General features: G+C 66.6%; 22 protein-coding genes and 1 pseudogene. 15 read left to right on the top strand and 8 right to left on the bottom strand.

Annotated elements, in window-relative coordinates:
• From VB716_RS08760 to rplA, 5 genes are all read left to right on the top strand, one after another.
• A partial coding sequence (locus VB716_RS08760) for an AAA family ATPase (RefSeq protein WP_323270264.1) occupies window positions 1-912 on the top strand: 912 nt, incomplete at its 5' end.
• Between the two features lie 101 nt (window positions 913-1,013).
• Window positions 1,014-1,301: a preprotein translocase subunit SecE gene (gene secE / locus VB716_RS08755; RefSeq protein WP_197158437.1), complete on the top strand. Its 288-nt coding sequence runs from the start codon at window positions 1,014-1,016 to the stop codon at window positions 1,299-1,301.
• A gap of 185 nt (window positions 1,302-1,486) precedes the next feature.
• Window positions 1,487-2,101: a transcription termination/antitermination protein NusG gene (gene nusG / locus VB716_RS08750; protein WP_231598219.1), complete on the top strand. Its 615-nt coding sequence runs from the start codon at window positions 1,487-1,489 to the stop codon at window positions 2,099-2,101.
• 166 nt (window positions 2,102-2,267) lie between these two features.
• Window positions 2,268-2,693, top strand: coding sequence for a 50S ribosomal protein L11 (gene rplK / locus VB716_RS08745; RefSeq protein WP_197158435.1), 426 nt, complete (start codon window positions 2,268-2,270; stop codon window positions 2,691-2,693).
• Window positions 2,694-2,827: 134 nt separating this feature from the next.
• Window positions 2,828-3,535 (top strand): 50S ribosomal protein L1, encoded by a 708-nt coding sequence (gene rplA / locus VB716_RS08740; protein WP_197158433.1) that lies wholly within the window; start codon window positions 2,828-2,830, stop codon window positions 3,533-3,535.
• A 112-nt stretch (window positions 3,536-3,647) separates the two neighbouring features.
• On the opposite strand, the gene VB716_RS08735 is transcribed toward rplA, so the two are convergent.
• Window positions 3,648-5,234, bottom strand: a complete 1,587-nt coding sequence (locus VB716_RS08735; RefSeq protein WP_323270263.1) for an ABC transporter permease subunit — start codon at window positions 5,232-5,234, stop codon at window positions 3,648-3,650.
• A 29-nt stretch (window positions 5,235-5,263) separates the two neighbouring features.
• On the opposite strand from VB716_RS08735, the gene VB716_RS08730 reads away from it, so the two are divergent.
• The 3 genes from VB716_RS08730 (at window position 5,264) to rplL (ending at window position 7,331) form a co-directional block, all read left to right on the top strand.
• Window positions 5,264-6,019 carry an amino acid ABC transporter ATP-binding protein gene (locus VB716_RS08730; protein ID WP_197158431.1) on the top strand — a complete coding sequence of 252 codons (756 nt, stop codon included), beginning with the start codon at window positions 5,264-5,266 and terminating at the stop codon, window positions 6,017-6,019.
• 326 nt (window positions 6,020-6,345) lie between these two features.
• Entirely contained in the window at window positions 6,346-6,879 is a 534-nt protein-coding gene (gene rplJ, locus VB716_RS08725) for a 50S ribosomal protein L10 (protein ID WP_323270262.1), read from the top strand.
• A gap of 68 nt (window positions 6,880-6,947) precedes the next feature.
• Window positions 6,948-7,331, top strand: coding sequence for a 50S ribosomal protein L7/L12 (gene rplL / locus VB716_RS08720; RefSeq protein WP_197158427.1), 384 nt, complete (start codon window positions 6,948-6,950; stop codon window positions 7,329-7,331).
• 302 nt (window positions 7,332-7,633) lie between these two features.
• Here rplL and VB716_RS08715 read toward each other — a convergent pair whose 3' ends face one another.
• Window positions 7,634-8,368 (bottom strand): DUF3747 domain-containing protein, encoded by a 735-nt coding sequence (locus VB716_RS08715; RefSeq protein ID WP_197158425.1) that lies wholly within the window; start codon window positions 8,366-8,368, stop codon window positions 7,634-7,636.
• Between the two features lie 95 nt (window positions 8,369-8,463).
• Here VB716_RS08715 and VB716_RS08710 point away from each other — a divergent pair, with 95 nt between their 5' ends.
• The 6 genes from VB716_RS08710 to VB716_RS08685 are packed head-to-tail and all read left to right on the top strand — an operon-like array spanning window position 8,464 to window position 15,629.
• Window positions 8,464-9,270, top strand: a complete 807-nt coding sequence (locus tag VB716_RS08710) for a ribonuclease H (protein WP_323270265.1) — start codon at window positions 8,464-8,466, stop codon at window positions 9,268-9,270.
• Window positions 9,270-10,454, top strand: coding sequence for a quinone-dependent dihydroorotate dehydrogenase (locus VB716_RS08705; protein WP_197158421.1), 1,185 nt, complete (start codon window positions 9,270-9,272; stop codon window positions 10,452-10,454). The genes VB716_RS08710 and VB716_RS08705 overlap by 1 nt, the downstream gene beginning before the upstream one ends.
• 39 nt (window positions 10,455-10,493) lie before the next feature.
• Window positions 10,494-11,390 (top strand): hypothetical protein, encoded by an 897-nt coding sequence (locus tag VB716_RS08700; protein ID WP_323270261.1) that lies wholly within the window; start codon window positions 10,494-10,496, stop codon window positions 11,388-11,390.
• A complete protein-coding gene (locus VB716_RS08695; RefSeq protein WP_323250129.1) occupies window positions 11,387-12,088 on the top strand; it encodes a PilN domain-containing protein in 702 nt (233 codons plus the stop codon). The genes VB716_RS08700 and VB716_RS08695 overlap by 4 nt, the downstream gene beginning before the upstream one ends.
• Window positions 12,085-12,849, top strand: a complete 765-nt coding sequence (locus VB716_RS08690; protein WP_323250131.1) for a hypothetical protein — start codon at window positions 12,085-12,087, stop codon at window positions 12,847-12,849. The genes VB716_RS08695 and VB716_RS08690 overlap by 4 nt, the downstream gene beginning before the upstream one ends.
• Window positions 12,850-12,902: 53 nt before the next feature.
• Complete coding sequence (locus VB716_RS08685) at window positions 12,903-15,629, top strand: hypothetical protein (protein ID WP_323270260.1); 2,727 nt, start codon at window positions 12,903-12,905, stop codon at window positions 15,627-15,629.
• 13 nt (window positions 15,630-15,642) lie between these two features.
• Here VB716_RS08685 and VB716_RS08680 read toward each other — a convergent pair whose 3' ends face one another.
• From VB716_RS08680 to VB716_RS08655, 6 genes are all read right to left on the bottom strand, one after another.
• Window positions 15,643-16,416, bottom strand: coding sequence for a pentapeptide repeat-containing protein (locus VB716_RS08680; protein WP_322758179.1), 774 nt, complete (start codon window positions 16,414-16,416; stop codon window positions 15,643-15,645).
• A 94-nt stretch (window positions 16,417-16,510) separates the two neighbouring features.
• Complete coding sequence (locus VB716_RS08675; protein WP_322758178.1) at window positions 16,511-16,855, bottom strand: hypothetical protein; 345 nt, start codon at window positions 16,853-16,855, stop codon at window positions 16,511-16,513.
• A gap of 8 nt (window positions 16,856-16,863) precedes the next feature.
• On the bottom strand, window positions 16,864-18,075 hold the full coding sequence (locus VB716_RS08670) for a hypothetical protein (RefSeq protein WP_322758177.1): 1,212 nt from the start codon (window positions 18,073-18,075) through the stop codon (window positions 16,864-16,866).
• A 232-nt stretch (window positions 18,076-18,307) separates the two neighbouring features.
• Window positions 18,308-20,218 carry a DUF3488 and transglutaminase-like domain-containing protein gene (locus VB716_RS08665; protein ID WP_323270259.1) on the bottom strand — a complete coding sequence of 637 codons (1,911 nt, stop codon included), beginning with the start codon at window positions 20,216-20,218 and terminating at the stop codon, window positions 18,308-18,310.
• Window positions 20,215-21,174, bottom strand: coding sequence for a hypothetical protein (locus tag VB716_RS08660; RefSeq protein WP_323270258.1), 960 nt, complete (start codon window positions 21,172-21,174; stop codon window positions 20,215-20,217). Before VB716_RS08660 ends, VB716_RS08665 begins: the two co-directional genes overlap by 4 nt.
• A complete protein-coding gene (locus VB716_RS08655) occupies window positions 21,171-22,094 on the bottom strand; it encodes a MoxR family ATPase (protein ID WP_323250143.1) in 924 nt (307 codons plus the stop codon). Before VB716_RS08655 ends, VB716_RS08660 begins: the two co-directional genes overlap by 4 nt.
• Before the next feature lie 100 nt (window positions 22,095-22,194).
• Here VB716_RS08655 and VB716_RS08650 point away from each other — a divergent pair.
• Window positions 22,195-22,471 (top strand): annotated as a pseudogene (locus VB716_RS08650) (threonine-phosphate decarboxylase); the annotation flags it as partial.

Raw genomic sequence — 22,471 nt, 5'->3', positions numbered from 1 at the left:
GGCATGCAGTCGGCGCGGCGGCCGGTGGGTTCGTTCCTGTTCCTCGGGCCCACCGGCGTGGGCAAGACGGAACTGGCCAAGGCCCTGGCGGCGGCCCTGTTCGACGAGGAGGAGGCGCTGGTGCGACTCGACATGAGCGAATACATGGAGCGCAACGCCGTGGCCCGGCTGGTGGGAGCTCCGCCCGGCTACGTGGGCTACGAGGAGGGTGGTCAGCTCACCGAGGCCGTGCGGCGCCGGCCCTATGCGGTGCTGCTGCTCGATGAGGTGGAGAAGGCCCACCCGGAGGTGTTCAACCTGCTGCTGCAGGTGCTCGACGACGGCCGCCTCACCGATTCCCAGGGCCGCACCGTGGACTTCCGCCACACCGTGGTGATCATGACCAGCAACCTGGCCAGCCGGGCGATCCTCGAGCACGCCCGGGCCCGGCGGGCTGCCATGGCCAGTGCTGCCCTGGCCAGTAGCGCCGCTGGGCCCGAAAGCGCTGTCGCCGAAACCGTTGCCGCCGAAGCCGCTCTGGAGCGCGCCGTGGATCAGGCTCTGGCCAGTCACTTCCGGCCGGAGTTCCTCAACCGCATTGATGAGGTGATCCGCTTCCGTCCGCTGGAGCCGGCCGATCTGCAGCGGATCGTGCGGCTGCAGCTGGCGGAGCTGGCCGGTCTGCTGCGCGAACAGCAGCTGGAGCTTCAGGTGGACGAGCCTGCGATCGAAGCCCTCGCCATCCAGGGCTACGAACCGGAATACGGCGCCCGGCCGATGCGGCGTCTGCTGCGCCGCCGCATCGAGAACCCCCTGGCCACCGAACTGCTGGAAGACCGCTTCCAGGGGGCCAGCGGCGTGCGGGTGAGCCTGGCCGACGACCCCGGCGCGCCGTTGCGCTTCCTGCGGCTGGTGGAGGGTGCGGAGGACTGAGCATCGCGGGCAGCAGGCCCAGGCCTGAAACAGCTGCTGGAACCCGTCCGGTAGGGTGATCGTTTGCCGGTACGCGCGGACGCACCGGTGCGCGAGCGCCAGTGGACTCCAACTCCGATCCAACCCTTCCCCAGACCCGGCCCACGACCGAAGGCGGCGGCTCCAATGCGGCCGTGGCCGAGGCCCCCGCTGCCACCAGCGAGGTGGCCGAGAGCGAAGGCAACGTTGTGGCTGCCACCATGGCCGAGCTGCGCAAGGTGGTCTGGCCGAGCCGCCAGCAGCTGTTCAGCGAGGCGGTGGCGGTGATCCTGATGGTGAGCCTCTCGGCCGCCGCCATCGCCGCCATCGACCGCCTCTATGGCTGGGCCGCCACCCAGGTGTTCCGCTGAGTTTCCGTCCCCCCGAGAGCCCCGTGTCCGAGATCGATCTGGAAGTGCCCGAACCCGTCAGCCTCGCGCCCGATGCCGAGGAGGCCTCTGAGACTCAGCGCGTCGTTGACGACGCTTCCGAGACCCTGGCCACCACACCGGGAGGCCCGGACGCTGACCCTGCGGCCCTGGCTGTGGCGGGAGTCATGGGTCCCGATGGGGTGCTGGAGCTTCCCGGTGCCGAGACCGTGAAGGCACCGGTGGCCCGCTGGTTTGCGGTGCAGGTGGCCTCCAGCTGCGAGAAGAAGGTGAAGGCCACCCTTGAGCAGCGGGCCGTCACCCTCGGGGTCGACAACCGCATCCTCGAGATCGAGATCCCCCAGACCCCCGGGGTGAAGATCAAGAAGGACGGCTCCCGCCAGTCGATCGAGGAAAAGGTGTTCCCCGGTTATGTGCTGGTGCGGATGGTGCTCGACGAGGACACGATGATGGCGGTGCGCAGCACCCCCAACGTGATCAATTTCGTGGGGCAGGAAGAGCGTCGCGCCACCGGTAAGGCCCGCGGCCACATCAAGCCCCGGCCCCTCAGCCGCACCGAGGTGGATCGGATCTTCAAACGTGCCGCCGAGAAGAAACCTGTTCTGAAGGTGGATCTGGCCGAGGGCGATCAGATCCTGGTCACCGCCGGTCCGTTCAAGGATTTCCAGGGCGAGGTCATCGAGGTCTCGGGCGAGCGCAGCAAGCTCAAGGCCCTGCTCTCGATCTTCGGCCGGGAAACGCCGGTGGAACTCGAGTTCTCCCAGATCAGCAAGCAGAGCTAGCCGATCGCTTTGTTGCGGCCGTCTCCCTGCGGAGGACGGCCCTTGGATGGCCATCGCTTCGGGCGATGGCCATCAGCCAGCCGCTCCCTGGAGCGGCCATCCGCACAGCTCCCTCTGGGAGTCCCGTCCACTCTCCCGTTAGGGAGTCAGATCCCTAGCCCCGCCGATGGCCAAAAAAGTTGTAGCCGTGATCAAGCTGGCCCTCCAGGCCGGCAAAGCCAACCCCGCACCGCCGGTGGGCCCCGCCCTCGGCCAGCACGGGGTCAACATCATGGCGTTCTGCAAGGAGTACAACGCCCGCACCCAGGAAAAAGCCGGGTACGTGATCCCGGTGGAGATCTCGGTCTTTGAAGACCGCAGCTTCACCTTCATCACCAAGACCCCGCCCGCCTCGGTGCTGATCTCCAAGGCGGCCGGCATCGACAAAGGTGCCGCCACCTCCGCCAAGGGATCCGTGGGTGCAATCTCCAGAGCTCAGCTCGAAGAGATCGCCAAGACCAAGCTGCCCGACCTCAACTGCACCAGCGTTGAGTCGGCCATGCGCATCATCGCAGGCACCGCCCGCAACATGGGCGTCGCCGTCAACGACTGAGTCGCTCGCAGCGCCTGCGCTTGCAACGACTCACTGATTCCGTTCCTGTTCCCTGATTCGGGGGAGACCCAGCCATCCGTCCGGCGCACCGTTGCGTCCGGGCCCTGGCGGTCGCCCGTACCCCAACCCCAGCCATGCCCAAAGTTTCCAAGCGTTTTTCCGCTCTGGCCGCCACGGTCGAAGAGCGCGCCTATGCGCCCCTCGAGGCGATCGATCTGGTGAAGGCCAACGCCAATGCCAAGTTCGACGAGACGATCGAAGCCCACGTGCGCCTCGGCATCGATCCCAAGTACACCGACCAGCAGCTGCGCACCACCGTGGCCCTGCCCCACGGCACCGGCCAGAGCATCCGCATCGCCGTGATCGCCCGCGGTGAGGCCGTGGCCGCCGCCAAGGCCGCCGGTGCCGATCTGGCTGGCGATGAGGAGCTGGTGGATGCGATCGCCGGTGGGGCGATGGACTTCGACCTGTTGATCGCCACCCCGGACATGATGCCCAAGGTGGCCAAGCTGGGTCGTGTGCTGGGCCCCCGCGGCCTGATGCCGAACCCCAAGGCCGGCACCGTGACCACCGATCTGGCCGGCGCGATCAGCGAGTTCAAGGCCGGCAAACTCGAGTTCCGCGCCGACCGCACCGGCATCGTGCACGTGCGCTTCGGCAAGGCCAGCTTCGATGCCGACAAGCTGCTCGACAACCTCAAGGCCCTGCAGGAAACCATCGACCGCCAGAAGCCCAGTGGAGCCAAGGGCCGCTACTGGCGCTCCCTGTTCGTGACCTCCACGATGGGTCCCTCGGTTGAAGTCGACTTCAGCGCCCTGCAGGACATCAAAAAGGACGCCTGATCAGACAGACGGACGCCTGATCAGCTCAGGACCCTGCTCACTGCACCCGGCTTTGCATCCGCAAGGCCGGGTTTTTTGATGCCGCAGCACGCAGCCCCCGGACGCCAGGCCCTCAGGTGGCCATGGCATGGCGCTGGGGATTGAGGCGGTGCTCCAGCCGCTTGAACAGCCAGGAGGTCACCGAGGTCATCACCAGATACACCAGAGCCACCGCCAGATACACCTCAAATGCCCGGTAGGTGGTGGCCACCACCAGCTGCCCCTCGCGGAACAGTTCGTCGAAGCCGATCACCGCCGCCAGGCTGGTGTCCTTGATCAGGGTGATGAATTCATTGGCCAGGGGCGGCAGCACGCGCCGCAGGGCCTGGGGGAGCACCACGAAGCGCATCCGCGCGATCGGGTTCATCGCCAGGGCATCGGCCGCTTCCCACTGGCCGGCATCGATTGATTCGATGCCGGCGCGCAGGGTTTCCGACAGATAGGCCGCCACGTTGAGGCTGAGGGCGATCACCGCGGCCACGAAGCGATCCAGGTTGAAGGGCAGCCCCAGCCCATTGAGCAGGGCCGGCAGCCCGAAATAGATCATGAACAGCTGCACCAGCATCGGGGTGCCGCGGAAGAGGTCGACGTAGACGCGGCACAGACCGCGCAGCACCGGTCCTCCGCCCATCAGCCCATAGGCCACCAGGCCGGCACCGATCAGCCCGAAGCTGAACGACACCAGGGTGAGCGACAGGGTCACGCCGGCGCCGCGCATCAGGTTGCGGAGCAGCTGGGCCGGATTGAGGGCCGCCTCCCTGCGGGCCTCCGCCAGGGCCGGCGCCTGCTCCGGCAGCTCCGGTGGGCTCTGGCCAAACCAGCGCTGGTAGAGGCGGGCGTAGCTGCCGTCGGCCAGCATCCGCTCGATGCCGTGATCCACCGTGTCGCGCAGGGGGGAGTTGCGGGGGAAGGCAATCCCGTAGAACTCGTTGGTGAGGGGTGTGCCGGCGACGCGCAGGCCCCGCAGGCCGGCCGCCTGGATGGCATGCAGGGTGGCCGGCAGATCGTTGACGTAGGCCTCGACGTTGCCGTTGATCAGTTCCTGCAGCGCCAGGGGTGCGGCGTCGAAGGTCGTGACCCGGGCTCCGGGGACCTCGGCCATGGCCTTGGCGCCGGTGGTGCCGATCTGCACCGCGATCGTGCGGCCCTCGAGATCCTTGAGGTTGTGGATGGTGGTGTTGCCCTCGCGCACCAGGATCCCCAGGCCGGCGACGAAGTAGGGCCGTGAGAAGTCCACCGCCTGGGCCCGTTCGGCCGTGATCGTCATGGCGCTGATCACCATGTCGACGCTGCCGCCCTGGAGCGCCGGGATCAGGCCGTCGAACGGCAGGGAGACGAAGCGGATCGGATGGCCGCTGTTCTTCCCGATCGCCTGGATCAGATCAATGTCGAAGCCCTGCAGCTCATCGTGGGCCCCGGCCTTCATCTGGAACGGGGCGTAGGTGGGATCGGTGCCCACGGTCCAGGTCGGCTTGGCGGTCGCCGCGTCTGCTCCTCCCTCTGGGCCCGCGGCTGCGGGGTGGAGCCCGACAGCGCCCAGCGCCAGGACCAGGCTGAGCACCACCAGGGCCAGCAGGCGCTGCAGCCGCAGACCCCGCAGAGGCCACAGCCGTTGCCGCAGCCGACACCACAACCGGCGCTTCGGTTCAATACTGGTCACGGCCCTGTCCGCGCGCTGGAGTGCACTCCATGATCGCCAGCTCCGCAGATCCGCCTCTGCTGGCCTGTCACCAGCTGCACAAGAGTTACGGCACCCGAACGGTGCTGCGGGGGGTGAGCGCCACGTTCGAGGCCGGCGATGTGGTGTCGGTGATCGGCCCTTCAGGATGCGGCAAGAGCACCTTTCTGCGCTGCCTGAACCGGCTCGAGAGTTTTCAGGCGGGCAGGCTGGAGCTGATGGGTCACGACCTCTCGGCGCCGCGGCTGAGCTGGGATGCACAGACGCGCCTGCGCAGCCGGGTTGGCATGGTGTTCCAGCAGTTCAACCTGTTCCCGCACCTGAGCGTGCTGGACAACCTGATGCTGGCGCCCCGTCGCATCCTGGGGGTGCCGCTGGCCGAGTGCCGCGATCGGGCCCTGCATCACCTCACCACCGTGGGGCTGGCGGAACGGGCCCGGGCCTGGCCTGACCAGCTCTCCGGCGGCCAGAAGCAGCGGGTGGCGATTGCCCGGGCCCTCTGCATGAATCCGGCCCTGATGCTGTTCGACGAGCCCACCAGCGCCCTCGATCCCGAGCTGGTGGGCGAGGTGCTGGCCGTGATGCAGGGGCTCGCCGCCGATGGCATGACGATGGTGGTGGTGACCCACGAGATGCGCTTCGCCCGGGAGGTGTCGAATCGAGTGCTGTTCTTCAACGATGGGCTGATTGAGGAGCAGGGGAGTCCTGAACAGCTGTTCACCCAGCCCCGCAGCGACCGGTTGCAGACGTTTCTGCGCCGCCAGTAAGTCAGGGGCGGCTGCCGGTCTGCGCCATCAGCAGGTCTCTGGCATCAGCAGAGTGTCTTCTGTGAAGGGTTCAATCCCCCCTGTCCTGTAAGGTGATGAGCTGGCTTCGGCCAGAAGGGCACGCGCCCTACCCAAGACAGCAGGTCGATTCAGGTGTCCGGTTCGCCGGTGATCCTGACCCGTAAATCCTGCCGAGGTGCACGCGACTGGTTTCTGCGCACCCGGATTCGTCCGGATCGTCTGAACAGGCCGCAGCCCTCGAGGTGCCTTTTGTGAGGCCCCTGGGGCTGCGTACCCGGCTTGTTCCCCCGATCCGTTCCTTTCCTATGGGCCGCACGCTGGAGAACAAGCAACAGATCGTCGAAGAGCTCAAGGGGCTCCTCGGTGAAGCCGAAATGGCGCTGGTCCTGGATTACCAGGGTCTGTCCATCAAGGAGATGTCTGATCTGCGGACCCGTCTGCAGGCCAGCAACGGCGTGTGCAAGGTGACCAAAAACACCTTGATGCGTCGGGCCATTGATGGCAACAGCGCCTGGTCGGAACTCGATTCCCTGCTCACCGGCACCAACGCCTTCGTCCTGGTCAAGGGCGATGTCGGTGGTGTGGTGAAGGCCGTGCAGTCCTTCCAGAAGGACACCAAGAAGTCGGAGGTGAAGGGCGGCCTGTTCGAAGGCAAGCTCCTCTCCCAGAACGACATCAAGGCCATCGGGGATCTGCCCTCCAAGGAGGTGCTCATGGCCCAGATCGCCGGTGCGATCAATGCCGTGGCCACCAAGGTTGCGGTGGGCATCAACGAAGTTCCCTCCGGTCTCGCCCGGGCGCTCCAGCAGCACGCCGATGGCGAGGGCAACGCCGCCTGAGGCGTTGTTCCGCTGCGGAGCTCACCCGATCCGACTGTCTCCCACAGATCTGTTGCTGATTCCCAACCATGTCTACCGCTACTGACCAGATTCTCGAACAGCTGAAGACCCTCTCCCTGCTGGAAGCCTCTGAGCTTGTCAAGCAGATCGAAGAGGCCTTCGGTGTGTCCGCCGCCGCTTCCGCGGGCGTCGTGATGGCTGCGGCTCCCGCCGCCGCTGCCGAGGCCGTTGAAGAACAGACCGAGTTCGACGTCGTGCTCGAGAGCTTCGACGCCGCCTCCAAGATCAAGGTGCTCAAGGCCGTCCGCGAGGCCACCGGCCTCGGCCTCGGCGAAGCCAAAGCCCTTGTGGAAGCTGCCCCCAAGGCTGTCAAGGAAGGCATTTCCAAAGACGAAGCCGAGGCTCTCAAGAAGGCGATCGAAGAGGTTGGCGGCAAGGTCACCGTCAAGTGATCGCCATGGGGTGGGCTTCGGCTCACCCCGCATCACCTCTGCAGCCGGCTTCCTTCGGGGAGCCGGTTTTTTGTTGAGGGCTGCCTGGAAAGCAAGGCCAAGCCCAAAGGACCAGGTCCAAAAGACCAAGCCAAAAAAAAGCCCCGCCAAAGGCAGGGCCAAGAGGTGGAACGTTTCCGGGAGTCTGTCCTCGTTTCGACCCTGAAAGTGGGTTCCGCACCCCTCACACGCCGTAACCATAACGACTCTGTTCAGGGGTTGCCAGGGGAAGAGGGGCGGTGCGGCAACTGTCTGCGCTCAGCTCACTCCCGGAAAGGAATCACCGGCAGGCTCACGGTCTGGCCGGGGCGCAGTGATGCCTGCAGAGAGTCATCAGAGTTGGAGGGATCGCTCAGCGCCCCAGGGCGCAGGCTGCCGGTGGCGAGAGCCAGGGAGGTGCCATCGGGTCGGGCCTTGCCTGATCCGGAGGCCTTGGCGATCAGCTCGGGCAACGGGGTGCTGTTGGCGAAATAGATATGGCTGAGGGTCTGCTCGCCGAAAGCGCGACGCTGCAGCTGCCAGCCCGGCTCCAGATCGATCGCCACAAAGGCATCGCGGTCACGCTGGGGCACGCTGGCCCTGCCCACCACCAGGACTGTGGGGTCATCGCCGGACATGGCCTGCAGTTGCAGCTCGCTGCCCTCCTGCTGAAGCCGCAGCCGGTACTGGCTCGCGAGATCCTGGTCGTCAACCCGCAGGGAATAGCCGTTGCTGTCCAGGTAGCGGCTGCAGATGCCGGTGAAGTCGAAGCGGTTCAGGGCGGGATCGATCAGCCCATTGCTCTGCTTCTCCCAGCAGAGAGGCTGGGGTTTGATCTGCTCAAGCACGAGCAGATTCCAGGAGTTGCTGCCGACTGGGCGACCCAGCACCGCGAACCGGGAAGCTTCCAGGGGTTGACTGCTGAACAGGCCAGCGGCTCGCGCCAGAGGGGGGACGACTGCCGGCAACGCCGAGCTCGCCAGGGCCAGCCCCGCCAGGGCCAGGTAGGTTCGCTTCATGGTGCAAACTCCGCTGCCCTGGCATGGCGCCAGGCTTGAACGTGCGTTTTACCGGACAATCGCCCCCGTGAACAGTGGCGGCTGAGACGGTCCGTGTGGTGGCTGCAGCCTGTGATGGGGCCTGCAGCGGCAATCCGGGCCCCGGCGGCTGGGGGGCCCTGCTGCGGTTCTCGGATGGTTCGGTGCGGGAGATGGGCGGAGCCGATCGCGCCACCACCAACAACCGCATGGAACTCACGGCGGCCCTGGCCCTGCTTGAGGCCCTGGCGGACCTGCCCCATCAGGAGGGCATGGCGATCCGCACGGACAGCCGCTATCTGATCGACGGCCTCGACAAATGGATGGCCGGCTGGAAGCGCAAGGGCTGGCGCACCGCCGCCGGCAATCCCGTGCTCAACCGTGACCTGTGGGAAGCCCTGGATCGGGCGCGGCTGCCGGGGGTGCGGCTGGCCCATGTGCGCGGCCACAGCGGCGATCCCGACAACGACCGCTGCGATGCCATCGCCGTGGCCTTCTCCAAGGGCCGGACGCCGCCGCTGGCCGAGGGCGAGCAGGTGCAGAACCTCACGATCAGCGCCACTGTTCCTGCGGCCCAAGCCAAGGCTCAAGCCGGGGCAGGGGATGTCGCGGTTCCGGATCCTCTGGTGGATCCCGCCCCACCGGGCCTGCAGCAGCTGCTGAGCCGCCTGGAGCTGGCCGATCGGCTGGCGGTGGGCGGCTACGGCCTCAGCCTGGTGGAGCTGGCCCAGCTGGTGGAGATGCCGCTGTCGACGCTGCAGCGGCGGCAGCAGGCCTGGCAATGGCGCGACTGGCAGGTGCTGCCCCTGGCGGATGGGCGCTGGCGGCTGGAGCGTGGCGCGGCAGGATCGCAGCAGCGGGACGTGACGGTGGGGGAGAGCTGATGGCTGAAACCAATGGGGGCTCCGGCAGCGTGCCGGCAACGGGTGCCCTGTACAGCCGCTTCGTGGGCCCCCTGCTGCAGAGCGATGCGGGCGCCGATGCGGAACAGCTCAGCCGCCTCACCCTGCTGGCTCTGGGGCAGGCCGCTCTGCGGCGCCGCTGGCCACTGGTGAGCGGCAGCCTGGCCGGGCTGGCCGGTGAGCTGCAGCGCCGCGATGCGCGGCTGGAGCAGACCCTGTTCGGCTGCCGCTTCGCCAATCCGGTGGGTCTGGCGGCCGGCTTCGACAAGAACGGCGTGGCAGCGGCGATCTGGGATTGCTTCGGCTTCGGTTTCGTCGAGCTGGGCACCGTGACCTGGCACGGCCAGCCCGGCAATCCACGGCCGCGTCTGTTCCGGCTGGCGGCGGAGCGGGCGGCCCTGAATCGCATGGGCTTCAACAACGATGGCGCCCAGGCCCTGCGCCGCACCCTGGAGCGCCAGCAGCTGCAGCCGCCCGGCCAGCGGCCGGCCGTGCTGGGCATCAATCTCGGCAAGTCGAAGATCACACCCCTGGAACTGGCGCCGGACGACTACGCCTCCTCCCTGGAGCTGCTGGCCCCCCTGGCCGATTACGCGGTGATCAATGTGAGCTCGCCCAACACCCCAGGCCTGCGGGAACTCCAGGACGAGGTTCTCCTCCGCCGCCTGGTGGAGCGCCTGCGGCGTCTGCCCGCCTGCCCGCCGCTGCTGGTGAAGATCGCTCCAGACCTGGAGGACGATGCCATCGATGCCATCGCCCGGCTGGCCTACGAGGAGGGACTGGCCGGTGTGATCGCGGTGAACACCAGCATCGATCGGCTCGGTCTGGCCGGTCGGCTCCTGCCCCAGACCGGCCAGACCCTGGCGCAGGAGACGGGCGGTCTCAGCGGTCGCCCCCTGCGACGGCGAGCCCTGGAGGTGGTGCGCCGGTTGCGGGCCGCCGCCGGCCCTGCCCTGCCGCTGGTGGGCGTGGGGGGCATCGATTCCCCTGAGGCGGCCTGGGAGCGGATCAGCGCCGGAGCGTCGCTGGTGCAGCTCTACACCGGCTGGATCTACGAAGGGCCCCAGCTGGTGCCGGCGATCCTTGAGGGCCTGCTGCAGCAGCTGGACCGCCACGGTCTGCGGACTATCGGCGAAGCGGTGGGCTCAGGGCTGCCCTGGCGCTGAAGATTCGGTACCGTTCCGCCATCCACCACGGCTCGACCTTTGGTACTGGCGGGACTTCAGGAGCGCTGGCGCCCGTTTCAGGCACGTCTCTTCCCCCAGCAGGTCCTGCTGGAGATCACCGATGCCCTGATCCTGGGGCAGGGCATCAAAGGGGGTCGGCCGCTGCCCCTTTCGATCGAGGCCCCGATCCCGGCGGCCACCTGCCGGAAGGGGCGCCCCCTGCAGGTGTCGGCCCTGGGGGATTTCATCGGCGATCTGCTGTTGGAGAATGACTGGATCGATGCGCATGTCCTGGCGGTCCTGCCCCGTATCGCCTGCACATGGCGGGTACTGGAGTGGCCCGATGGCATCTGGCCGGACGATCCGGTGAGCACACTGCGCGGGATGAACCCCGACCTGGGCGTGCGGCTGCCCCTCGATGACTCCTATCTCGATCTGCAGCCGCTGCCAGGTCGCCCGGACCATGCCCTGATGGTGGCGGCACCGAAGGCCGTGGTGGATGGCTGGATCGAGGTGTTTTCGATTGCCGGTGTGGCCCTGGATCGCCTCGAACCCCAGCAGGCCTGCCTGCTGGAGGCCCTCGCCCCCCGGCTGCGTGAGGCCGAGCCTGAGGAGCTGATCGTGCTGCTGCAACCCGAGCCCCATCTGTGCACCCTGCTGCTGCTGCGCAATGGCGAACCGGTCTATGAACGAGACCTCGAGCCGAGGATGCCGGCCCTGCTTGAAACCCTGCAGAAATGCCTGGCTTACTACCGCCATCACGACCCGGCCGTGCGCTCGATTCGCCTGCTGCTCACCGGCCCTCTGCCTGGGATCGAGCCTCTGGTGCAGGCGCTGGGGGTGCAGGCCGAGCAGATGCATGGTGGTGAGTTCGGATCCCTGGCTCTGAGCGGCTTGCTGCCGGCGCGGACCCCGCCAGCGAGGACGTTGACATGACCGTGCAGACCAGCCGCCCCCCCGATCTGCTGCGGGAACGCCGGCAGGAGCTCGGCATCCCCGAGCTGCCGGATCGGATCACTTCCACCGATCAGCTCCTGTTGCGCGGCGCCCTGATCGGCGGCGGCCTGGTGCTGCTGGTGGTGGCGACGGCGGGCTTCCTGTTCCTGCGCCAGCAACTGGTGCGCTCTGAACTCGATCGTCTCACGGCGGTTCAAGCGGAGGTGGAGGTGCTGGAAGGGCAGGTCAAGGCCCGGCAGGCCGAGGTGGACAAGGTGACAGGCGTGAACCGCGAACTGGCCAAGGGGCTGGTGGGTGTGCGCTCCGGCTCCACCGTGCTGCGGGAACTGCAGCTGCGGACCCCCGATGGTGTTCAGATCAGCCAGATGCAGGTGGAGGGCGACACCCTCAGGCTCAAGGGCCAGGCACGGGATCCCCAGGCGTTTTCCCGCATCAATGTGCTGCAGCTGGAGCTGAAGCGGTCGCCCCTGTTCCAGCCTGAGGGGGTGGCCCTGAGCCGTGCCTTCCGAGAAGAGAAGGATCCCAGGTCAACGCTGCCCTCGGTGGTGAGCTTCGAGATGAGCGCCCCCTTCTCAGAGCTGCCGCCCACCAGGGAAATGGTGCTGCTGAAGCGACTCGGTGCCGAGGGCATGGCGCGCCGATATCAACTGCTGCAGAAGGAGGGCCTGCTGCCATGACCAACCTTCAGGAGGGGTACCAACCGTTATCGCCGCATCTGCGCGAGCGTCTGTTGATGGGTCTGCCACTCGCGGTGGGCGGAATGGTGGCCCTGATGCTGTTCCTGGCCCTGGTGCTGCCCCAGTGGCTGCGGTTGCGCGGTGATGAGGAGCGGGTCTCGAGCCTGGCGGGCCTGCAACAGCGCATTCCCCTGCTGCAAGGGCAGTTACGCCAACTCGACCTCAACGACGCCAAGGCCCAGAGACAGCAGCGCCAGGTGCTCAGCCTGATCGCCGGCAGCGGCGAGATCACCACCTTCATGGCCCAGGTGGATCAGGAGGCGGCGCGTCACAAGGTCCAGCTCGATGTGCTGGAGCCCGTGTCGGCCACCCCGGAGGCGACCAAGAGCACGGGCGGCCTGGAGGAAACCAAAGACGGCAAGAAAGCACCTCCGCCGAAGCCGGCGCTGGAATCCTCCGGCCTGGAAGCCACCCGACTGCTGCTCAACGCCAGGGGCCGCTATCCCGATCTGCTGGCCTTCCTGCGCAGCCTTGAGGGCCTGAGCCTGCTGGTGGTGCAGAGCGATCTCAACCTTGCACCGGGAACGCAGAACAAGCCCGCCGGCAACACGCCGACCGAGCTGCTCCTGGCCGCCCTTCAGACCCCCCCCACGGTGATGAAGCTGGCTGTGACCCTCTACAGCGGGGGCTCCAGCGACGGGCCCCGGAAGGCCAAACCAGCCGCGCAGACCGGGGAAGCCACCAGACCCGCCAGTCCCTGAGCGGCCAACCTCGGCCAAGATCCGAACAGGCCCCCCGGCGCTGGTCGCCACAGGTGGGGGCCGATACCATCGCGCCAGTTCCGGTCAGTCTTTTGTCGTTGCGGCGCCTCGGTGCGGTGGGTGGAGCCTGGCTGCTGGGCATGGGCCTCTTGGTCGATCCCGTGCTGATCAGCCGGCCGGCCCTGGCCCAGGCCCAGCTGAGCAGCGATGGGATCCAGCTGAAGATCCGTCGCCTGCCGGACGCGATCGAGCTGGTGCTCCAGGACGCCGGTATGGGCGGCGCGATGGAACAACGCCTGGATGGGGCGATCTGGGTGGGTGAGCTGCGCACCGATCGCACCCGCGGCCTCAAGGCCGGGCCGCAATCGTTGGCGATGCCGGATGCGGGCATGGAGCGCATCACCTTCGACGGCACGGGGCGCCTGTTCCAGTTGAAGGTGACCCCCGCCCGGGACCAGACGATCAGCCCTCCGATCGTCAGCAGCGACGGCAAGGACCTGATCGTGCGCTTTCCGGCGCCGCAGCTGCCGGTGAGCCAGACCGTGAGCCCGAATCTGAGCCGTCCCACCGCAGTGCCCACACCCGCCTATGTGCCTCCCCTGCGGCCACGGGCCGTGGCCCCGCCCCTGGGCGACATGGCCGTGGGCTCGATGACGATCCGCAACCGCGGCTACGTGACCCTGAGTGGCCCCCCGGTGACCCTCACCACCCGCGGAGCCAACGCCCGCGATGTGCTGATGGTGCTGGCCCAGATGGGGGGGTATGGGTATGCCTACTCCGATCCCGCCACGGGGCCGCAGGGAACCAACGCCTCAGCCGCGCAGACGAACCCGGTGACCGTGGCGTTCCAGAACGAGGCCTACGAACGGGCTTTCAACTTCGTGCTGTTGAGCAGTGGCCTGCAGGCTCGCCGCGAAGGCAACACGATCATGGTGGGGCCGAACGTTCTCAGCAAGACGATCGGCCCCCAGCTCTCGAAGGTCTATCGCCTCAACCAGGTATCCGCCAATTCCGCCGCCGATTACCTCGCCAACCTCGGGGCCAGCGTCACCAAGGTGACCTCGATCACCACGGCCGTGTCCCAGGGCCTGAATCAGAACGAACAGGTGGCTGGTGCCAGTGCCACCAACCAGACCGTTACCTCCACCCAGCAGCAGGTGGAGGCCTTCGGGGCCACCACCGGCCCCCTGGTGGGCCTGCAGGCCACCACCGACCCACGCCTGAGCACGATCACCCTGGTGGGCGAGGTGGCGCTGGTGGCGATCGCGGAGCAATACCTCAAGCAACTGGATCTGCGCCAGCGGCAGGTGGCACTCTCGGTGAAGATTCTGGATGTGACCCTCAACAACGATACTGAAATTGACAACAGCTTTGCCTTCCGCTTCGGCAATAATTTCATTGTCAACGATGGCGGCCGCCTGCTGGCGGCCTTCGGGCGCAATCTGCCGGCCAATAGCGATGATTTCAGTGACTTCAACACAACCGAAGGCTTCAGCGAGAATTCGGGCAGAGATTCTTTCTCGAACCGGAATAATTCCCGTTCCCGCGACAGGAATTCCGGATCCGGATCGAACTCGACCTCAGGCGACTCCTTCAACAACAGCCTCACGCTGAACTTCCAGGACAACACCCAGCTGAATCAGTCCCAGGTTGAAGAGATCAATGCCAATTTGTCGCGACAGACAGGAACGACAATTGAGCCGTTCGATATCGAACGCACATTTTTCGTCGACAACCCAAACTTCAATCCAGACAACCCGGAATCCGAACCGTTCATTGAAAGAACTGTGACCAATCGAGAATATAGGGTCGTTCCCAACGGCAGCGCCTCCCAATCCCTCAGCTCAGCCCTCACCTCCCGAGTGGAGAACATCATCGGCAACATCACCGGCCGGCAGGTAACTCTGAACCGCAGCCAGACCGGCTCTAACGCCAATGATTCCACCAACCGCAACAGCCGATCCCGCAATTCCAACCGCTTCAATGATCGCAATCGCAGCAGCGATAGCTCCCAGAACTACTCCGGCACCCGCCGCCGCAACCCCGCCCTCAACTATCCCGATAACCAGTTCTTCGATTTCCTCCAGGCACAGATTGTCTCCAACAACACCAAGGTCCTGGCCGCTCCCACCCTGATTCTGAGCGAAAATCCAGAATCCATTGCGGGCGGCGTGGACGCAACGTCAGCGATCACGGAAGCCCAGGATGCCGGATTCAACCTCCTTGGACAGCAATCGATCGGCAGAAACCGCGCCAACGAGGCGTTTGTGACCGTGGGGACCCAGTTAATCACCAACTACAATGTTACGGTGGTGGAAAACGTGGGTGTAACCTGCGAAGCCGAATTCAATACTTCAGGCCTGACCTTTGGAGCCAGGGTGTCGAAGATTGACGACAATGGATTTGTCACCTTCACATTATCTCCATCCATCTCTGCCGCAGTTGAGGAAAGATTGATCCCGGGATGTGGCTCTGTTGATATCTTGGCCCTGCGGCGCCTTGATACCGGCAGTCTGCGGGTCCGTGACGGCCAGACCCTGATCCTGACGGGCGTGATCTCAGATGAAGACCAGCAGATTGTGACAAAATGGCCCATCCTCGGCGATCTACCGATCGTGGGTCAGTTCTTCCGCCGCACGGCAGGCTCAAGGCGCCGCAATGAACTGGTGATCCTGGTGACGCCCCGCATCATCGACGATGAAAAAGGTGGCACCTATGGCTATGGCTACACCCCCGGCACCCAGGATGCACGCCGGCTCATGTACGGCGTCAACAACTAAGCCCGACCCAGACTCAGAAGCCCACAGCAGGGGCGAACATCTTGATCGCCAGGGGCGCCAGCTGCTGGAACACCCCGATCGCTCCCTGCAGCAGTCCGCTGCCGAAGCCGTTGCCGCTCTTGTTGGGATCCTTGGCCAGATCGGCAGCGCCCTTGCGGAGCTGGTCGGCCGTTTCCTTCTGGCCCTGCTGCTCAAAGAGCGTGGCGGCATAGTTGAAGTCCATCGCCGCCAGATCCCGTTTGGACTGCTCGGCGCGGCTGATGCCCCGGGCCAGCCAGGTGAGTGCGGCGTCGGGCTGTTTGAGCAACGCCTTGTTGAACAGGTCTTCCGCCTCCGGATAGCGCCCTTGCAGGGCTGCTTCCACGCCGGCGTTATGCATGGCGGCATAGCTGCTGGCCTCGGCGGTCACCCCTGTGGCCCCGCGCCAATGGCTTTTGGCCAGGGCGTCTGCATCGAGCTGGGCACCACTGAGATCGGCGTCCCGCAGATCGGTGCCTTCCAGCTTGGCGCCGCGTAGATCAGCCCCGCGCAGCGACGCGCCCATCAGGGAGGAGAAGCTCAGGTCGGCCTGGCGCAGGTCGGCCCCATCGAGCTGAGCCCGGCTGAGGTTGGCGCGCTGCAGCCGCGCCTGCTGCAGGTCCGCATCGCGCAGATCGGCATGCACCAGATCGGCATCCTGGAGTCGGCATGCGGGGCAGGTCTTGCGATCGAGCAGTTGCATCAGCTGCTCCTGGTCGGCCGCCCAGCTCGGTGCGGCCGCAGCCGTCAGCAGAAAGGCGCCGATCATCGGAGCAACGATTCGGCCGCTCCGTCGTTGGGTCCGGATCATCGCCGCCGATGGGAGCAGTGCCGATCCGTCATAGCGGAATCCTGTCCATTTCCTAGCGGGATGGGGCCGGATTGGCCGGCGGGCTGGCGCTGCTGCCTGCTTCGCCTGCAGCAGTGGTCCCACTGCGGGGGGGACGTTCCTCCAGGCACCAGATCTTGCCCTTGCGGATCCATTCGTAAGACGCCGGCCAGAGCTGTTGCCGGGCCATGGCGGAGCGCAGCTGATTCAGGCAGGCCTGGCCACTGGAACACTGCTGCACGTTGTTGTTGTTGTAGCGCTCCACCGGTGGTTTGAGACTCTGGAAATAGCGCTCCTCCGGCAGACAGAAGCTGCCGGCGCTGGCGGCCGCAGGCATGCCCAGGCCCACGATCAGACCCAGAACAATCCGGTAACGCATCGGCTGGCTCACAGCACAACCGGCTGGAAGCCGCCACCGGGCGATGACGCGGCAGAACCTTCGCCAAAGATGAAATCCTCAGCCGCAAGCTCGGTGAAATATGGAAGCAGAATCGATGAACTGCCATAGGTGATAAGCGTATCGCGCTCGCTCTCGAACACGAAAAATCTGTTGCCCTGATCGGCCAGGGTGAGGCCGTTCCGAAACACGATGCGATCGCCTTCCGCCGGATTGAAATCAAAGATCACGTCATTCCCTTCTGCAAAGGTGTTGAAAATGAAGCGGTCGGCACCTCCCTGCGGCGCTAACGGGTCGGCACTGCGATCAGGGATGACATAGATGAATTCATCGGGTCCGAATGTGGCAAGCAGAGCGTCGGCCGGTGCGTAGTCTATGTTGTATTGATTCGCCAGCACCTTGAGGCTTTCAAAGCTCACTTTCGTGCCATTGCCTTCGGGCGGCGCACCTCCTGTCGCCTGATCAAAATCTTGCTGCAGAAGCTCAAAGGTCACCGGTTCAAAGCTGAACGGCCTTGGCTGGGAAGGATTCGGAGCAAAGAATCCGAAACTGTCATAGATGTCGAAAACATAGGGGTCATTGGCCAGGTCTGCGCTGAAGGTGAATTCCCAGTCGCCATACATGAAATCGTCGCTCTGCCCGCTGATCAGGTCGTCATTGCCTCCCGTCACCGGCCCGTAAACAGCGGCGGCATCTCCATACATCAAGGTCCGCGTCAAAAACAGGGGCACACCGGTGAGAACGTCGTTGCCGCCGCGGCTGTAGGGCTGCATCGTTGCAGCATCGCCGATCATTTCGGTGTAGTTGCCGTAGGCCTGCAGCAGGTCCTTCCCACCAGTGCCGTAGAGCTCCGTGCTGTCGCCCACCATGCGATCCGTCGAGCCGAAGCCGCCGATCAGTTGATCGTCTCCGCCAAAAGCCCCAACCCCAATGAAGCCGGAGTCGCCGATGAGATTATTCTGATTTTGCTTACCATTACCGGCCGAAAGATAATCGTTACCAAGACCTCCCGACAGCTGATCCGATCCTTTCTGACCAAAGATGCGGTCATCGCCATCGGATCCAGCTCCCGTATCATTACCTCCCCTGAGATAAATCTTATAGCCGAGATTTGAGTTTACAACAACAACGTTATTCGGCTCGTTATCGAATTTGAATGTCGTTTTCCCCTTGGCATCCGGCCCTTTGATCTTGGTTTTCATGGCCTGAAGCGCCGCATTACGATGCATGGTAAGGGTCCCTGCAACACCCTGGCCGTCATCGGGGCATCAGAGCTTGGACCAGAGATGGCCACTGCAGGCAATGCCATGGAAGCAGTGTTGCCTGGCTGCTTGGTGACTGCTATCTGCGGGTCTGCTACCTGCGAGTCTGCTACCTGCAAGGCAGTGCCGATGGGTGGCCACGCCGCTCAATGTCTGCAGTCTGTGTTGTGTCTCAGCTGGTACGACCTGGAGACGAAGGATGTCCAGGAATCGAGGGCTTGGTGGAAAGACTGGAACAGATTCTGCGGATCTCCTGTCGACACTGTCTCAGGTGCTTCAGTGTCCGCTGCATTTCAGTCGGCGAGAGCCATTGGAAGCGGGCTCGTGTGTAGTGATGGCTGAGTTCCTGCAGGACGTTGGATAGGCGCGGCTCCCGTCTTCCAGCGCGTCTGCAGAACTGCTCCAAGGGCTCCGATCCGTGGGGTTTCAGACCTGCTGACTGCAGGGCCGCCAGGCATCGCTCCAGTTCCCGTCGATGGCGATCGGTTTGCGGGCCACGGTCGCGTAACCGCTGGGTCCATCGCAGGGCGGCCAGGCTGAGGGTCAGCGCCAGGCCCAGGCCCGCCAGCAGCAGGACCCCAAGCCACTGCCGCTGACGCCCCAGCAAGGTGTCGAGCAGGGCCTCCTGGCCCTCCCGATCAAAGCCCAGCCACCAGCGGCTCCAGGCCAGGTCGATGCCCCACCACTGCCGCTGGCCCCAGCGCCACCACAGCGGTGCCTGCCCCTCCAGCGCCATCGCTGGCGCTGTCGCCGCATTGCGCTCCGGCGTCACCCAGCCGGTCGGATCCAGCCGCTGCCAGCCCTCGCCATCGAGCCACACCTCACTCCAGGCATGGGCTTCCGCCTGGCGGATGTCGAGGTAGGGCTCGCCGCCGAAGGGCTGCACCCAGGTGCCGCCCTTGTATCCACTCACCACCCGGGCCGGCACGCCCGCAGCCCGCAGCAGGGCCGTGGCGGCGCTGGCGTAATGGCCGCAGAAGCCCTGCTGCCGCTCGAACAGGAAGGTGTCGAGACCAGCGCGCCGCGGCAGGGTGCCCGGGCTGCGGGTGTAGCGGAAGGGCTGGCTGCGGAACCAGGCCTCGGCGGCGGCCAGGCGCTGGCGGGGTTCCGGCAGTCGGGCCCACTGGTGCCCCAGGGCCTCGAGCCTCGGATTGGCCCCCTTCGGCAGGGCCAGGTCGATCAGGGAAGGGGGTCTCTGCTGCCAGGGGCTGTCCTGCTCCTCGCTGATCAGTTGGTAATGGCGCCGTTCCCGTGGCGGGCGCTTCAGCAGCAGTTCACCATCGAAGCGCAGGCGCAGGTCGTCGCTGCGGGGCTGGGCCCGCCCGTCCCAGGGCACCGCCTCAAACCGGCTCGGTTCCACCAGCCAGAGCTGGCGCGCCCTGGCGTCAGCCGGAGCGGCGCCCTTCTCCACCGGGGCCATCAAGGCTGGGGCCGTGCGCAGCTCACGCCGCTGCCAGCTCTGGCCATCGAACCAGTCATGCACCAGCACCCGCCAGTAACGCTCGCTCTCCGGCGGGACCCGGTTGTCGCTGAAGGCCACCCGTGCCGCCGGCGCCGCACTGCTGGCCAGGGAGGCGATGCCGCCCGGATCCAGCCTGTCGCTCAGGCCGGTCACGGCGGCGGCACCCCATCCTTGGGGCAGGGTCCAGAGCGGTCCGATCCGCGGCACCAGCAGGAACAGCACCAGGGCCATCGGCAGGGCCGCCGCCAGCACCTGGGCGCTGCGCCGCAGCAGTTGCCGCCAGCTGAGGCTGAGCTCCAGTTCCAGGCCCAGCAGGCCCGCCAGCGCCAGCAACGCGATCGCCAGCTGCAGGGCGCTGGGGAGCAGATCGGGCTGTTGGGCTCCCAGCAGCCCGGCCCCCACCAGCTGCAGCAGCGCCACCAGCCGTCGTTCAGCACGGCTGCGCGCCTCCCGCAGCTTCAAAGCGGCCATCACCACCAGAACGATCGTGGGCCAGCTCAGCGGCAGGCCCGGATCCAGGCCCGTGAGCCCGATCGCCAGCAGACCGGTCACCACCCATTGCAGGCGCTTGGGGGGCAACACCATCGCCGAGGTCGCTGCAGGGCTCAGGGGCTGGCTCATGGGCTGGTGGCCAGGGCCCGCAGGCAGGCATCCCGGTGGCTGGGGCCGCTGTCGGGCTCCAGGCGAAGGCCGGGCAGCTCCAGCCCATAGATCGCCTCCTGATGGCCCAGCTGCCAGATCCGCTCGCTGAGGTGTTCAAGCGCCAGCTCGTGGGGCAGGCCGGCCGCCGGCGCGAGGCAGAGGGGCTCACCGGCCTCGGCGGAGAACTGCTTGGTCAGCTGGCCGCGGCCCTGGGCGAAGGGCTTCCAGGCCAGGCGGCTGCTGCCATCCTCGGGGCGATGGGGCCGCAGGTCGCGCCACTGTTCGGTACCTTCCTGTTCCCAGTGGCTGTGGCTGGTGGAGCCGCTCGCCGAGCGCAACACCGGCAGGCTGGCGACCGGGCCAGGCAGGCGGCGGGGGTAGATCAGCTGGGCCCGTGGTGGTTCCCAGCGGCTCCAGCAGCGGAACAGTCCCAGCGGTGCCGTGCTGACCAGCTTCAGGCGACCGGGCCGCTGCCAGCCGCGCCGGGGCGGGATCCAGGGCAGCGCCAGGGTCTGCTCCCCCGGTCGCAACGTGAGCATCAGGGGGTCTGCCGCCACACCCTCGCCGCTGGCCGGTTGCCAGCTGATCTGCACGCCTTCGCGGCGATGGCGACTGCGGGCAATCAGGGGATAGGCCAGGGGAGTTCCGGCAAAGCCCGCCGCCGGTTCACCGCAGCGCAGCTCCAGGCCCTGCAGGTTGAAGTGGGTGAGGTGCAGGGCCAGCAGGATCAGCCCCAGCATCAGATAACTCAGCAGCAGCGGCCCGTTGCGCTGGGTCTGGATCGCCACGATCAGCAGCAGCCCTCCGCCGCTCAGCCACAGCCAGCCGAAGCGGGTCGGCACGATGTAGAGGTTGCGCAGCCCCAGCAGCAGCGGATCCCCCTGCTGGGGTGGCACCAGGCGCGTCACCAGCTCCTCCGGGGAAGGCAGCGTCATCGGATTGCATCCACATCCGCCAGGAGGCGGGCGCTGAAGCCACCACCCGTCGCGCCGCCGCCCCCACTCAGGGGTTGTCCCCCATCCAGCCGGTGTTCGCACACCGGTGCCAGCACGGCCTGCACATCGGAGGGGAGCACGTGGTCGCGCCCCTCCAGCAGCGACCAGGCCCGGGCGGCCGCCACCAGGCCAAGAGCCGCACGGGGGGAAAGGGGGGCTCCGGGGATGTCAGCGCGGCGGCTGAGTTCCACCAGATCGAGCACGTAATCCAGCAGGGCCGGGGTGCAGGTCTGATGGGCGCTGCGCTCCTGCAGCTCCTGCAGCCGGGCTGGCGAGAGCACGGCGCCGATCGCCTCCGGCCGCCGCCCCTCGCCGGCCAGCAGGGCGCGCTCCGCCTGGCGCGGCGGGAAGCCGAGGCTGAGCCGCATCAGGAAGCGATCAAGCTGGGATTCGGGCAGGGGCGCGGTGCCCATCTGGTCGAGCCCGTTCTGGGTGGCGATCACAAAGAACGGCTCCGGCAGCGGATGGCTGGTGCCATCCACACTCACCCGCCCGGCCGCCATCGCCTCCAGCAGGGCGCTCTGGGTGCGGGAGCTGGCGCGGTTGATCTCATCGGCCAGCAGCACCTGGGTGAACACCGGGCCGGCCTGGAAACGGAAGCTGGCGGTGGCCGGATCAAACACATTGATGCCGGTGAGATCGGCCGGCAGCAGATCACTGGTGAAGCTCACCCGCTTGAAGGCCAACCCGAAGCAGCGGGCCAGGGTCTCGGCCAGGGTGGTCTTGCCCACGCCGGGCAGATCCTCGATCAGCAGATGGCCGCGGGCCAGCAGGCAGGCCAGGGCCAGGCGCACCTCCTGCTCCTTGCCCAGCAGCACCCGGTTCACGGCCTCGATCACCGGCTGCAGCGGGGCGGACACAAAGCCAGGGCGGAGGCCCCTGAATTGTGCCGTCGCCATCGGGCGCCTGCAGGGACACAGGCGGTTAGCGTCCAAGCCGCTTTCCGGCTGCTGCCGCGCCATGTCTTCGCCGGTGCCGCCTGAGATCCACGGGGGCAACCGGGTGGCCATCGCCGCTCGCCTCGGTTGCCGCCCCGCTGATCTGCTCGATCTCAGTGCCTCGCTGGTGCCCTTCGGGCCGCCCCTGAGATTGCGCCTGGCCGCTCTGGCTGCCATGGCCGGCCCGGCGCTGCGCGACTATCCCGATCGCGGCTACGGCGCGCTGCGCCAGGCGATCGCCGACCTGCACGGCCTGCCTCCGGAGTGGGTGCTGCCGGGGAACGGCGCCGCCGAGCTGT

Source organism: Synechococcus sp. CCY9201 (assembly GCF_034931105.1).
GTDB lineage: Bacteria > Cyanobacteriota > Cyanobacteriia > PCC-6307 > Cyanobiaceae > CBW1002.
The sequence above is the reverse complement of the archived record's forward strand: the minus strand, read 5'-3'. Positions and strand labels throughout refer to the sequence as shown.